Below are 13,104 nucleotides of genomic sequence, written 5' to 3'. Positions count from 1 at the left end.
CCTCAGGAGAGGTTGTCTCCGTGGGTGAGGGTCTCCCAGGCGACGAAGAGGTTGTTGCTGCCGGCCGGGCGGTTGCGCTTGGTCAGCGTCTCGGTGTTGGTCATGGCGAAGCCGAGGCGGTTGTGCATGGCGTTGTAGCCGACCTCGGTGACGGGGCCGAGCCCCAGGTGCAGGGTGCCGCCGCACAGCCAGCTCGGCGCGGCCGTGCCCAGCTCGTACCTGGACTGGAACCCGAGCGCCTGGCGCAGCCGCTCGCCGACGTCCGTGCCGTACAGGTCCTGGCCCTGGATCCGGCTGGTCTCGGCGACGTGGGAGATGGCGGAGATGCCGTAGCCGGTGTGCGTGAAGTCGCGGCAGGTCTCCTGGGTGAGGCCGGTGACGAAGGTCGACTGGCCCTGCCAGTACGCGACGATCTTGTCGCGTGTGTCGAGGTTCTGGCTCGGCACGGTCTTCGGCAGCTCACCGTCGGAGGCGAGATAGACATAGGCGGCGGCGCGGGTGCGGAACTTCGCCATCGCCTTGTCGTACGACGTCCTGTCCTCCAGGAAGACGGAGATACCGACGGCCGCCTCCATCATCGAGAGCTCCCAGTTCCCGTTGGAGTGGGAGCCGTTGATGATCTCGGGCAGGTAGACGTCGCGGAGCATCGTGCCGAACCGGCCGGAGTTCGGCCAGCCGCCCGTGTAGGTGTACTTGATGATCTCGGCGGCCTTGGGCCAGGAGGAGCCGGCCCAGCCGGTCTGGAGCGGGGCGTTGGAGTTGGTGTGGTCCGTGATGACGGCGGACCAGGCGTCCATCAGCTGGATGGACTTCTGCGCGTAGCGCGCGTCACGGGTGATGTACCAGGCGAGGGCGTTCGTGTACGCGGCTATCGCGTCCTCGCGCTCGTCGGTGCAGCCGTAGTTCGGGTTGGAGTACGAACCGCACTCCACGACCGCGCGGGGTTTCGGGGTGCGGTTCAGGTCGGCGTACTTGCTCGCCATCATCTGGTCGTACGCGCCCTTCCAGGGCTGGGCACCGGCCAGGACCTTGGCGCGGGCGAAGTCCAACTGGCCCTGGGAGACGGTGACTCCGGGGTGTGTGAAGACGGCGGGGGCCGCTTCGGCCCGGGGTGCGGACGGCCAGACGAGGGCGCCGGCGACGAGGGCGGCCGCTGCCGCGAGGAGTCCGGTTCTGCGCATGGGTGGGGGGCCTTCCGTTCGTGTATGTGAACGTCAAGCGCCTTGATGAACAGACGCGTTGAGCCGTGACCATAGGTCTGGACCACCCTTGCGTCAAGACGTGAAGGAAGTGCCGCGCGCGGGCGCCCTCGTCGCGTTTCCGTCTACCGGTCGGCAGCTACCAGGAGGACTTGGTCACTCCCGGCAGGAAGCCGGCGTGCGCCTGCTCGCGTGCCCGTACGCGGGAGAGCCCGAACGCGCGCAGGTAGCCGCGGGGGCGCCCGTCCACGCTGTCGCGGTTGCGTACGCGCGTCGCGCCGGCGTCGCGCGGCTGGCGCCGCAACTCCGCGAGGGCGGCCTCGCGTTCGGCCGCGGTGGACGACGGCCGGCGGATGGTCTCCTTGAGTTCGGCCCGACGGGCGGCGTACCGCTCGACGATCTCCTTGCGCCGCTCGTTCTTCGCGATCTTGCTTCGCTTCGCCATCAGACCTTCCCTCCCCGCGCGCGGATGTGCGCCACGGCGGCCTCGATGCCGATCGCGTCCACCGTCCTGATCGCCCTGGCGCTGAGCGTCAGGCGCACATGGCGCCCCTCGCTGGGCAGCCAGTAGCGCTTGCGCTGGATGTTCGGGTCGAAGCGGCGCGCGGTGCGCCGGTGGGAGTGGGAGATGTGGTTGCCGAATCCCGGCTGGGCTCCGGTCAGTTGGCAGTGGGCTGACATGAGTGCTGTCGCCTCTCTCGCTGGCTGGGGTGGTGTTCGCTTGCTTGCGGCGTTGTTGTTGGAAATGAAAACCGTTCCCATATACTAGCGGCATGGCACGCAACGAGATCCGCCCCGTCATCAGGCTCCGCTCCACGGCGGGCACCGGCTTCACCTATGTGACGCGCAAGAACCGGCGCAACGACCCCGACCGCCTGGTGCTCCGCAAGTACGACCCCGTGGCCGGGCGGCACGTCGACTTCCGCGAAGAGCGCTGACCGCTCCAGCCCCCCGATCCGCCAGCCCACCCCGACCCACCAGCGCACCCCGACCCACCCCGGCCATCGAAAGGTCCTGCCATGAAGCCCGGCATCCACCCCGCCTACGAGCCCGTCGTCTTCCGCGACTCCGCCTCCGGCACCGCCTTCCTCACCCGCTCCACCATGACGAGTGACAAGACCGTCGACTGGGAGGACGGCCACACCTACCCGGTCGTCGACGTGGAGATCTCCTCGGCGAGCCACCCCTTCTACACGGGCACGGCACGCGTTCTCGACACCGCCGGCCGCGTCGAGAAGTTCCAGCGCCGCTACGGGGCCCGATGATGGGCAGCGATCAGCAGATGCCCGTCGTGATCGTCGCCGGGCTGCACGCCGAGGCACGCAGGGAGGTCGTCGAGCATCTCCTGCGGACCGTTCCGGACAGCGTGGTGCTGCACCACGACCTCGCCGGAGCGGCGGCCCACGGCACCGTGCTCCGTACCGTCCGCGACGCCTCGGGCATCGTCTCCTCCGGCGAGACGCCCCTGGTCGGCGACTGCGCGTGCTGCGCGCTGCGCGAAGACCTCGTGCCGGAGCTGGAACGGCTGGCGGACAGCGGTCTGACCCGGCTCGCCGTGGTCGAACTGTGGGACTCGGTCGAGCCGAAGGCCATGGCGGAGGTCATCGTCGGACACGGTGGAGACCGGCTGGCCCTCACGAACGTGATCACGGCCGTGGATCCGGGACTCGTCCTGCCCTGCCTGGGCAACGGCGACGACCTCGCCGAGGCCGGCCTGGCCGCCGCCCCCACCGACCGGCGCACGGTCGGCGACACCTGGGCCCGCCAGCTCGAATACGCACCCGTCCTGGCCGTCGTCGGCAACGAGGCGGCCGACGACGAGGACCACGCCCTGCTGGCGCAGCTCCATCCCACGGCGCTACGCGTCCCCGCCGCCTCCCCCGACCTCGCCCGGGCCGCGTTCGCCGGCTTCGACGTCGAGGCCGCGGCGGCCGCCCAGCACCCCGCATGTGCGCTGCTGCCCCAGGACGCCGACGAGGCCGGCGTCGCCACCTTCGTCTGGCGTCGCCACCGCCCGTTCCACCCGGAGCGGCTCTACGAGGCACTTGAGGACCTGTGCTGCGCGGCGGCCCGCAGCCGCGGCCGGTTCTGGCTCGCCGACCGCCCCGACACACTGCTCGCCTGGTACGCCGCCGGGGGAGCGCTGTCCGTGGCGAGCGCCGGCCCGTGGCTCGCGTCCCTGCCCGAAGCCGCCTGGGAGATGGTGCCGCCTCTGCGCCGCGCGGCCGCCGCGCTCGACTGGCACCCCGAGCACGGCGACCGCTGCCAGCACCTCGTCTTCACCTCGCCCGGCCTCGACCGCGACGGTCTCGAACGCCTCCTGGACTCCTGCCTGTTGACGGACGCCGAATACCGGGCGGGGCGTGAGGCGTGGCAGCGCCTGCCCGCCGCCTTCGACACCCTCCTCGACGCCGCCTGACCCTCGTACGACCCCACCGAAACCGACCCCCGAAGGAGCCGCCCCATGGCCCCCGCCGTGATCAGGATGCCGCGGAGGTCCTCGACGCGGGGGCCGTGGGCGGAGCGCCCTGCTGGTAGAAGATGTCGATGTCCACCTCTTCGCCGCCGACGATCAGGGTGTCCCACGCCCCGCTCTCCCGAAGCGTGTGCAGGGTCGAGGAGTTGAGCGAATCCAGGTGGTCGCGGAGAGCCGCGTCGTCGGGCATGCCGGGGAGGCGTGAGGCCAGCCGCTCGCGGATCGACCGCAGCCGTTCCATGAGGGCGTCGATGTCCGCGTCCCTGTCGAGATCCTTCCCCTCGCCCTCCTCCACGCTCTGGGCGATCTTCTCCTTGATCGGGCGGCTGACGCCGTTCTCGTCGGTGGTGATCATCGTGTTCCAGGCGCGGCTCTTGTGCCGGTACTGGAGCATGGACATCGCCGCCTCGTGGCGAGCGAAGTCGGCGTCGCGGAACGGCCTGCCCGTCCAGGCGCCGTTGAGGGACCGGGCCAGCGAGATGGCGGAGCCCAGGCCGCTGTTGAGGCCCCGGCCCGGCCAGAAGTGGATGGCGTTGGCGGCGTCGCCGAGGAGGAAGCCGTACGTCCCCGGGGAGGCCGACGTGGCCGGGTGGAGCCGGGTGGTGAACCTGGGCCGCTGCACCATGTCGAGCCGGAAGGCGGTGACGGCGCTCAGGTCCCTCTCGGCGACGCTGAACAGCGCCAGCCCCTCGAGCACCCGCTTCCACAGAGCCGAACCCCTGACCATGGCGGGCAGGAAGAGCGTGCTGTGCGTCGAGCACTGGAAATCGCCGTGGTCGTCGCGCCCCATGACGCACGGGCGTGAGGCGATGCACTCCTCGAATACATGGAGGACGGGATCGATGCCGACCACTTCCGCGGCCTCGGCATCGGTGAGCCGCATGTTCAGGAATCCCTCGCCGCGAAGCGCGTTGAGGAGAAAGCGGTTCTGGGCCACGGTCAGCAGGACCGTCATGGGGTCCGACAGCGCCGACTTGACGCGCAGGCCCAGGACGACGTCCTGAATGTGCTGACCGTGCAGCGAGTAGATGGACTTGTCGGCGTTTCCGAACTTGTCGGCGAAATACTCCCGGGTGCGGGAGCGGCCGCCCTCGCAAATGGCGAGTACGTGATCCCTGGCGCCGGACTTCTGGTGCTCCTCCGGGTCGAAGACGGCTGGGACCAGCCGGATGCGGTCCGGCTTCTCGTTGGCCAGTTCGAGGAGCGTGTCCTCGATGTAGGCGATCCGGAGGTTCCTCGGGCTGCGGCCACGGATCGAGTCGGGGCCGACCGGCCACATCTCGGTGAACGCGTCGCCGCGGAACAGGCGTTCCTGCACCTCGTCCGGGAGGCTCAGGTACTGGCGGCTCTGCACCGTGACGACCTGCTGCCGGCGTACGTTGCCCTGGCTCTCGGTCTTCCAGACGACCTTCGGCCCGTCCTGCGTCCAGCGCCCGTCGTACACGGTGATGGCGACACGATGCCCCATGAGGTGTTCCAGGAGCAGCGCGAAACTGAGTCCGACGGGACCACCGCCGGACACCGTGACGTTCAGTACCGGCCCCGCAGCCAGCGTCGCCTGGGAGGAAGCGCCGAGCGGACGCAGCACGGAGAGGTCGAGGATCGTCTCCATCGCATCGGCGGCTTCGAACCGGAACGTCTCGGTTCCTATCTCGATGAGATCCCCGGGTTGCAGTTCGTGCGAGGTCACACGCACACCGTTGACTCGCGTCCCATTACTGCTGCCACTGTCGTACAACACGAATCCGTGCCCCTCACGGCGCACTTCGGCGTGAAAGCGCGAGACGTTCTCGCCGCCTATCACGATGCTGTTGTCGCCATTGCGACCCAGGGTTACCGGTGTGGTGCCGATCGCGAACTGCTGTCCAGCCAGAGGGCCTTGATGGCCGACAAGCCGAGGAGGCATGGGTCACCCAATTCCATTGGTCACGGATCCGATGACGAATTGCGAAGCCGGTAACCCGACGGCAGTACCCCGCATCACACACCGCGAGTGGCCCGGCACGCAGAGCAATCCTAATGCGGCCGCGAGGCCGATGAAAAGGCATACGGACTGACTGATCATCACACGGTGGCCATTCCGTGAAGATGTAACAGGGGAGGCCCGGCGGGGGCGGCTGAGCCGCGTGTGCGTCGTGTGACAGGAAGCGTCCCGCATGCCCTCAACCGCCCTCACCCGCCCCCTCCGTCAGCGGCAGTTCGCACCAGATGACCTTGCCCTCCGGTGTGTAGCGCGTGCCCCAGCGGAGGGCCAGTCGGGCCACCAGGAAGAGGCCGCGGCCGCCTTCGTCCGTGGTGGCGGCCCAGCGGAGGTGGGGGGCCGTGCTGCTGCCGTCGGACACCTCGCAGAAGAGGCTGGTGTCGCGGAGGAGGCGGACCCGGACCGGGGCGGTGCCGTAGCGGATCGCGTTGGTGATGAGCTCGCTCAGGATCAGCTCCGCGGTGAAGGCGATGTCGTCGAGGCCCCATTCGGACAGCCGCCGCGCGCAGGCGGAGCGGATCTGGGCGACGGCGGACGGGTCCATCGGGACGTCCCACTCCGCGACCTGGTCCGGCGCGAGCCGGCCGGTGCGGGCGACCAGCAGGGCCACGTCGTCCGACGGGTGCGGGGCCGGCAGCGCGCGGGCCGCGGCCCGGCAGGTCTCCTCCGGGCCGCGCCGGCCGTCGCCGGACAGCGCGGAACGGAGTCGCTCCAGACCGTGGTCGATGTCCCGCTCGCGGGTCTCGACCAGCCCGTCGGTGAACAGCACGAGATGCGCTCCTTCGTCGAGTTTGAGTTCGGTCGTCTCGAAGGGGTGGCCCTGGCCCCCCACGCCCAGCGGCGGTGCCAGCGCCGTCTCGGGGTACTCCACCGTGCCGTCGGGGCTGACCAGCGCCGGCCCGAGGTGTCCGGCGCGGGCCAGGGTGCAGATCCCGGAAGCCGGGTCGTACACCGCGTACGCGCAGGTCGAGCCGGTGATCTGGTAGCCGCCGCACTCCGCGTCGGTCTGCGCGACCAGCTCGTCGAGCCGGCCCAGCATCTCGTCCGGCGGGAGGTCGAGCGCCGAGAACGTGCGGATCGCGGTGCGCAGCCGGCCCATCGCGACTGCCGCGTGGATGCCGTGGCCGACCACGTCCCCGACCACCAGAGCGGTGCGGAAGCCGGGCAGGGGGATCACGTCGTACCAGTCGCCGCCCACTCCGGCGTGCGCCGGCAGGTAGCGGTGCGCCACCTCCAGGGCGGTCCGCCGGGGGACGACCTGCGGCAGCAGGCTGTGCTGCAGGGCCTCGGCCGTGCCGTGCTCGCGGGTGAAGCGGCGTGCGTTGTCGACCGACACCGCGGCGCGGGCGGCCAGCTCCTCGGCGAGCAGCAGGTCGTCGTGCCCGTACCGCTCGGCGTTCTCCGGTGACCTGCGGAACTCCACGAGGCCCAGCACGCCGCCGCGTACGCGCAGGGGCGCCACGATCGCCGAGCCCGACCCCTCGACCAGGACGGTGTCGCCGTCGTCGCCCGGGACCGCGTGGCCCTCGCCTGGGACCCCATGGTCATCGGCCGGGATCGCGTTGCCACGCTCGCCCGGGACCCCATGGTCCTCGGCCAGGACCCCGTAGTCCTCGACCAGGACCGCGTGGCCCCCGGCCAGGGCCCAGGCCCGCGGCGAGCCCGCCGCCGCCACGCCCGCGCCGCCCGCAACCGCCTCGGGCGCGCCACGCAGCGCCGCACGCCGCAGCACCCGGTCGGCCGGCTGCGGCTCCTCGCCACGCGTCACGGCCTCCAGCAGATCGACCGCGACCGTGTCCGCGAACCGGCCGAGCGCCACGTCGGCGAGCTCCTCGCAGGTCCGGGTCATGTCCAGGGTGCCGCCGATCCGCATCCCCGCCTCGTACAGCAACCACCGGCGCCGTCCCGCGGCCTCGACCCGCCCGGCCAGCTCGTGCAGCTCGGTCGAGTCGCGCAGCGTCACCACGCTGCCGGGCAGGCCGCCGAAGGGCGCGGTGGGCCTGATGTTCACGGCCAGCACGCGGTCGCCGGCCTGGTGGATGCCGTCGGTCATCTCCTGGCCGGAGGAGAGCAGCGCGGCCGTGGCGGGGTCGAGGTCCAGCTCGGCCGGCAGCCTCCGCTCGACGTCGGCCGGCAGGCCGAGCAGCCGCCGGGCCTCGTCGTTGGCGAACATCACGCGCCCGTCGCCGCCGACGATCACCACACCCTCCCGCACCGCGTGCAGGACGGCGTCGTGGTGCTCGTACATCCGGGCCAGCTCGGCGGGACCGAGACCGCGCGTCTGACGGCGGAGCCGCCGGCTCGCCAGCAGCGTCGCCACCACGGCCAGCACCACCGCGGCCGCCGCCCCGCCGAGCAGCACCGGCAGATCGGCGCCGACGACGGAGTCGACCGTGGCGACGGTGATGTTCACCGAGACGGCGCCCTTGGGCGTGCCGTCCGCGCCGAACACCGGCACGACCGTCGTGATCGAGCGGAACGCGGGCTCCCGCAGCTCGAAGGTGACCGTCCGCCCTTCCCGGAGCTGTGGCAGCACGTGCTCCGCCACGTACGGCGGCGGGGTGTAGGGCCGGCCCACATACCCGGGATACGGCGACGTGAGCTGGACGGAGTCGGTGGTGAAGACGACCACGGAGTCCACTCCGGTCGCCTTGCGCACCACCTCGGCCCGCGGCTGCAGCGCCGCCGACGGGTCCGCGCCGTCGAGGGCGGGGACGAGGCCCGGTGCGTGGGCGAAGGACTCGGCGACGCCGCGGGTCACCCGCCGTGCGTCGTTGACCGTGGTGGACCGGGCCTGGAGGACGAGGGCGGTCACTCCGGCGGCCACCAGCACCAGGACGATGACGAGCTCGACCACGAGTGTCCGGCCGGCCACGCTGCGCAGATCGAGCAGTGCCCGGAATCCGGAACTTTCACGGCCCCCCTGGCTGGTGTGGGCGCGGGACCGCACCCGAAGACGCTCGAACACGAGTCCACCGTGCCGGGGGCGGGCGACGAGGGGGACGGAGAAACTACGTATTCGACTACGTATCCTCTCATTATCGGGAACGGAGCGATGCGGAGAATCCCCAGGGAGCCGCCGGGACCCCGCGTCGCAGCCGTTCGACGACGAACGACCGGTCACCGTCGACCGGCCGGCCAGGAGGTGCGACCGGGTGAGCGCAGTGAGCGCAGTGAGCGGTCGGGGGAAGGCCGGAAACCTGCCGGCCGACGTCACCAGCTTCGTCGGCCGGCGGCGCGAGATCTCCGAGGCGCTGCGCCTGCTCTCCTCGTCCCGGCTGCTCACCCTCACCGGCCCCGGAGGCGTCGGCAAGACACGCCTGGCCCTCCGGGTCGCCGACCGCGCCCGCCGGAACCACCGCGACGGCGTCTGGCTGGTCGAGCTCGCGGACGTCACCGACCCGTCCTTCCTGGCCCACACCACCGCCGAGAGACTGGGCCTTCAGTCCGAGCCCTCCCGCGAGAGCGCCGACCTGGTGATCGACCACCTGGCGCCCCGCGAGGCGCTGCTGGTCCTCGACAACTGCGAGCACCTCGTCGACGAGTGCGCCGCCTTCGTCGCCGCCCTGCTGGCCGCCTGCCCCCGGCTCACCGTCCTGGCGACCAGCCGGCAGTCCCTCGGCGTCTACGGCGAGAGCACGCTCGTCGTGCCCCCACTGCCCGTACCCGACCCGGACCGGCAGCTCACCGCCGCGGAACTGTTCCAGTACGACTCGGTGACGCTCTTCGTCGAACGCGCCCGCGCCGTCCTGCCCGGCTTCGAGGTATCGGACGACACGTCTCCCGACGTGCTGGCCCGGCTCTGCCGCGATCTCGACGGGATACCGCTGGCGATCGAGCTGGCAGCCGTCTGGCTGCGCACCCTGTCCCTCGGCCGGCTGGAGGAACGGCTCTCCGAGCGGTACCGGCTGCTCACCACCGGCCCGCGCAGCGCGCCGACCCGCCAGCGGACACTGCGGGCCCTGATCGACTGGAGCCACGAGCTGTGCTCCCGGCCCGAGCAGCTGCTCTGGGCCCGGGCCTCGGTCTTCACCGGCGGCTTCGACCTCCCCGCCGTCGAGTACGTGGGCGACGGCGACGGCGTCTCGCCGGAGGAGCTTCCCGATCTGGTGCACTCCCTCGTCGACAAGTCGGTCCTGATCCGTGAGGAGCACCACGGCGAGGTCCGCTACCGGATGCTCGAGACCCTCCGCGAGTACGGACTCGAGCGGCTCGCGGCGGCAGGCGAGGAGACGGCCGTACGCCGCCGGCACCGCGACTGGTACGCCGGCCTCATCGAGCGCTTCGACGCGGAGTGGATCGGCCCCGGCCAGAAGGCCTGGCTCGACCGCCTGGAGCACGAGCACGCCAACCTCCGTGCCGCCCTCGCCCACTGCCTTGCCCGGCCCGGCGAGGCCGTCGTCGCCCTGCGCATGGCCACCGGCATCGACGAGTACTGGAGCATCCGCGGGCTCAACACCGAGGCCCGCTACTGGCTCGACCAGGCGCTCGCCGCCGCGCCCGAACCCGGCCGCGAGCGGATCTCGGCCCTCTGCCTGAACGCCTGGTACGCACTGCTGCAGAGCGACGCCGCCTCCGCCCAGCCGCTGCTCGACGAGGCGGAGGCGCTGATCGCACCGGCCGGCGGCCCTGGCCAGGCCGCGTTCGTCGCGCACGTACGGGGCATGGCGGCCCTCTTCGCCGGCGACCTGGACCGGGCGGCGGCGCTGCTTGACACGGCGCTGGCCGGCTTCCGCGCCGGACGGCCCCGCGGCGAGCTGTTCGCGCTGTCCATGCTGGGCCTCACCGAGGGCCTGCGCGGCGATCGCGCGCGGGGCCTCGGCCACATCGAGGAGGGCCTCGCCCTGGCACAGGAGCGCGGGGAGGAGTACTGGCGTTCCTGGGCCCTGTGGTCCCTCGCCTTCCTGGAACTCGACCACGACCTCGACCGCGCCGAGGCGGCGGCGAAGGAGGCCCTGGCGGTGCACGGGCGCATGGAGAGCCAGCTCGGCACGGCCTTCCTCGTCGACCTGCTCGGCTGGGTGAGCGCGCGGCAGGGCCGCGACGTGCGGGCCGCCACGCTCTTCGGCGCGGCGGCCGCGGTGTGGCATCCGATGGGCACCACCCTCGACGGATTCGCGCCCATGGCCGCCGTCCACGACGAGCACCTCGCCAAGGTCCGCGCGGCCCTCGGCGACGAGCGGTACGAGACCTCCTTCGCGCACGGCAACGCGATGACGGCGCGGCGGGTGGTCGAGTACGCCCTGGAGGACCGCGAGAAGCCGTCCCGCCGGGGGACGAAGGACGCCGACGACGGGACGGCCGCCCCTCTGACGCCGCGAGAGCGTCAGGTCGCGGCCCTGCTGACCGAGGGGCTCTCCAACAAGGAGATCGCCGCCCGCCTCGTCGTCTCCACCCGCACGGCCGAGACCCACGTCGACCACATCCTGAGCAAGCTCGGCTTCACCTCCCGCGCCCAGGCCGCCGCCTGGGCCACCGGCCAGGACCTCACCCTGCCCGCTGAGGACTGAGTGGTCGCGCGGATCTTCGCGTGGCGTCCCCGCCAATTGGGCTTTCAACAACTTCGTGGTGTAGAAAGCCCTGTTGATCAATCATGATCACGTCATAGAGCTCTCTCATTCGGGGGAATGGAAGAATGACCTCAACTCGTCGTGTTCTCAGCGCGATTGCGCTCCTCGCCGCTCTCGGCGGCATCGCCGCCTGCGGCCCGGAGGACTCCAACGCGGGCGGCGCGGCCGGAGGTTCCGGGGGCAGTGCCGCGCCGTCGGCCACGGCGTCCAGGACGTCGGACTCCGGTGGGGCCGGAAACGGTGAACCGACCGATGACGTCGACGGTGACGGAAAGGGCGGGGACTGCGGTACGCCGCCGACCCTGCCCGCAGGGCACATGAAGCTGAAGGTCCAGCTGATGCGTGACTCCGGCGGCTTCGAGGGCGCGGAGGCCAAGCCGCACTGCACGCCGAACGACTGGATCTACGGCGCCGAGAAGGGGGCCGAGACCAAGCACTACGTCCTGCCCCAGGGCGTCAAGGCGTATCTGGCGCTGGCCGCCGGCCCCGGCCAGTGGAAGCAGGTCGACCATGAGCAGTTGGCGCTGCACATCGACCGCTGCCTGGCCGAGGAGATCGGGGCTCCCACCGATGACTACCCCAAGGTGGAGGCACCGTACGGCTGCTTCGGCAACATCTATGAGGTCACGCTGAACGCCAAGGGCGAAGTGGAGACGATGAAGGAGATCTGGAGCGTCTGACGACGCCCTTCAGCCCGTCCGGAGTTCATGCTTGCGAACGAAGCCCCAGGTCTCCGACCTGGGGCTTCGTTCACGTCGTTCATCCCCTGGTCCGTGTTCGAGGGCCGGATCCGGATCACGGGCGAGGCGATGGCAGACCGCCGATGACATCACGGAGGACTTCGCCACGGACCACCCCCCAGCACGCTGCCCCGCGACGCGGGCGGGAAGCGGACCAGGACCTGACCCTGCGCGGGGAGCCGGTGCTCGGCCCTCGCGCGGCCGCTTTTCCTCCGCCTTGCCTCCATGGCGATCTCTTGCCGCAGTCTTGGCGGCGCTTTGAGAGGTGGCGTTCTCCCCGGCGCCTAGCGTTCGCGTCATGCTGTCATCGCCCTCACACCCCCCACGCCAGAGCAGGCCCCGGGTCCTGCCGTACCGCAAGCCCACCCGCGGCCGGGACTACTGGATCCTGGACGACGTCCTGCCGGACCCCGATGCCGTACGGGCCCGCGCACTCGAGCGGGACGACTGGGTGGAGGGCTACCCCCACAAGCCCGAGCCGTGGCCGGGGCTGCGCACGATGCCCGGTCTCGAACCGGCGGAGCTCGCACATGTCGAGAAGCTGGTGCGCAGGACCGTCGGGGCCGAGCGGATCTGGGCCCTGGATCCCGCCGGCGCCGGCACCTTCAACCACAACTGCGTCCAGGTCGTCGGCAAGGACGAGTGCGAACCGCGCCCGCACACCGACTCCCGGAACCTGTGCCGTTACGCGGCGGTCCTGTACCTCAGCCCGGACCTGCCCAAGGACTGCGGCACCAGCTTCTACCGCCAGAACCTGCCCGGCGGCGTCCTCGGCGGCAACCAGGTGCTCGCCCCGCACAACAACCTGGTCGACGCCCTCGGCACCCGCTTCGTACCGGCGGACTCCTTCACCGAGGACCTGCGCGTCCCGCCCCGCTACAACCGGCTGCTGCTGTACTCGGCCAACCTCATCCACACCGCGACGAGTTACACGGGCACCACCTTGGAGGACAAGCGGATGACGGCCGTCTTCTTCTGGATGACTTAGCCTCCGAATCCTCGGTGATACCCCTTCAGTTACGGGCGATCACCCCTGTAGCGTTCCCGCGCTCGGCCGCATTCAGCCGAATGCAGCAGAAGAGCCGACGAACCGAACCGGAGACGACGAAACATGCGTTGGTTTTCCGCAAGACGCAGA

Annotated in this window: 11 protein-coding genes; 6 read left to right on the top strand and 5 right to left on the bottom strand. The window is 71.1% G+C overall.

Annotation, left to right across the window (positions count from 1 at the left end):
• Window positions 1-2 precede the first annotated feature (2 nt).
• From AB0C73_RS14640 to rpmB, 3 genes are all read right to left on the bottom strand, one after another.
• Window positions 3-1,181: an alginate lyase family protein gene (locus AB0C73_RS14640; protein WP_362529094.1), complete on the bottom strand. Its 1,179-nt coding sequence runs from the start codon at window positions 1,179-1,181 to the stop codon at window positions 3-5.
• 157 nt (window positions 1,182-1,338) lie between these two features.
• Window positions 1,339-1,644, bottom strand: a complete 306-nt coding sequence (rpsN, locus tag AB0C73_RS14635) for a 30S ribosomal protein S14 (RefSeq protein ID WP_362529091.1) — start codon at window positions 1,642-1,644, stop codon at window positions 1,339-1,341.
• The gene (gene rpmB, locus AB0C73_RS14630; RefSeq protein WP_362529089.1) at window positions 1,644-1,880 is read right to left on the bottom strand and encodes a 50S ribosomal protein L28; all 237 of its coding nucleotides are present in this window, start codon (window positions 1,878-1,880) and stop codon (window positions 1,644-1,646) included. Before rpmB ends, rpsN begins: the two co-directional genes overlap by 1 nt.
• A gap of 92 nt (window positions 1,881-1,972) precedes the next feature.
• Between rpmB and rpmG the strand changes: the two genes are divergently transcribed.
• The 3 genes from rpmG (at window position 1,973) to AB0C73_RS14615 (ending at window position 3,618) form a co-directional block, all read left to right on the top strand.
• Window positions 1,973-2,137, top strand: coding sequence for a 50S ribosomal protein L33 (gene rpmG / locus AB0C73_RS14625; protein WP_362529086.1), 165 nt, complete (start codon window positions 1,973-1,975; stop codon window positions 2,135-2,137).
• An 81-nt stretch (window positions 2,138-2,218) separates the two neighbouring features.
• Window positions 2,219-2,464, top strand: a complete 246-nt coding sequence (locus tag AB0C73_RS14620; RefSeq protein WP_362529083.1) for a type B 50S ribosomal protein L31 — start codon at window positions 2,219-2,221, stop codon at window positions 2,462-2,464.
• Entirely contained in the window at window positions 2,464-3,618 is a 1,155-nt protein-coding gene (locus AB0C73_RS14615; RefSeq protein WP_362529361.1) for a GTP-binding protein, read from the top strand. Before AB0C73_RS14620 ends, AB0C73_RS14615 begins: the two co-directional genes overlap by 1 nt.
• A gap of 61 nt (window positions 3,619-3,679) precedes the next feature.
• Here the strand turns inward: AB0C73_RS14615 and AB0C73_RS14610 are convergent, their stop codons facing one another.
• Both AB0C73_RS14610 and AB0C73_RS14605 read right to left on the bottom strand, forming a co-directional pair.
• Window positions 3,680-5,581 (bottom strand): FHA domain-containing protein, encoded by a 1,902-nt coding sequence (locus AB0C73_RS14610; protein WP_362529080.1) that lies wholly within the window; start codon window positions 5,579-5,581, stop codon window positions 3,680-3,682.
• A 256-nt stretch (window positions 5,582-5,837) separates the two neighbouring features.
• Window positions 5,838-8,624, bottom strand: coding sequence for a SpoIIE family protein phosphatase (locus AB0C73_RS14605; RefSeq protein ID WP_362529078.1), 2,787 nt, complete (start codon window positions 8,622-8,624; stop codon window positions 5,838-5,840).
• Between the two features lie 187 nt (window positions 8,625-8,811).
• Here AB0C73_RS14605 and AB0C73_RS14600 point away from each other — a divergent pair, with 187 nt between their 5' ends.
• From AB0C73_RS14600 to AB0C73_RS14590, 3 genes are all read left to right on the top strand, one after another.
• Window positions 8,812-11,166, top strand: a complete 2,355-nt coding sequence (locus tag AB0C73_RS14600) for a LuxR C-terminal-related transcriptional regulator (RefSeq protein ID WP_362529075.1) — start codon at window positions 8,812-8,814, stop codon at window positions 11,164-11,166.
• Between the two features lie 125 nt (window positions 11,167-11,291).
• Complete coding sequence (locus AB0C73_RS14595) at window positions 11,292-11,906, top strand: hypothetical protein (protein ID WP_362529073.1); 615 nt, start codon at window positions 11,292-11,294, stop codon at window positions 11,904-11,906.
• 358 nt (window positions 11,907-12,264) lie between these two features.
• Window positions 12,265-12,954 (top strand): DUF6445 family protein, encoded by a 690-nt coding sequence (locus tag AB0C73_RS14590; protein ID WP_362529070.1) that lies wholly within the window; start codon window positions 12,265-12,267, stop codon window positions 12,952-12,954.
• The last annotated feature ends 150 nt before the right edge of the window (window positions 12,955-13,104 follow it).

It is taken from the genome of Streptomyces sp. NPDC048623, assembly GCF_040650755.1.
Classification (GTDB): Bacteria; Actinomycetota; Actinomycetes; order Streptomycetales; family Streptomycetaceae; genus Streptomyces.
This window is presented reverse-complemented; position numbering and strand designations above follow the sequence as displayed.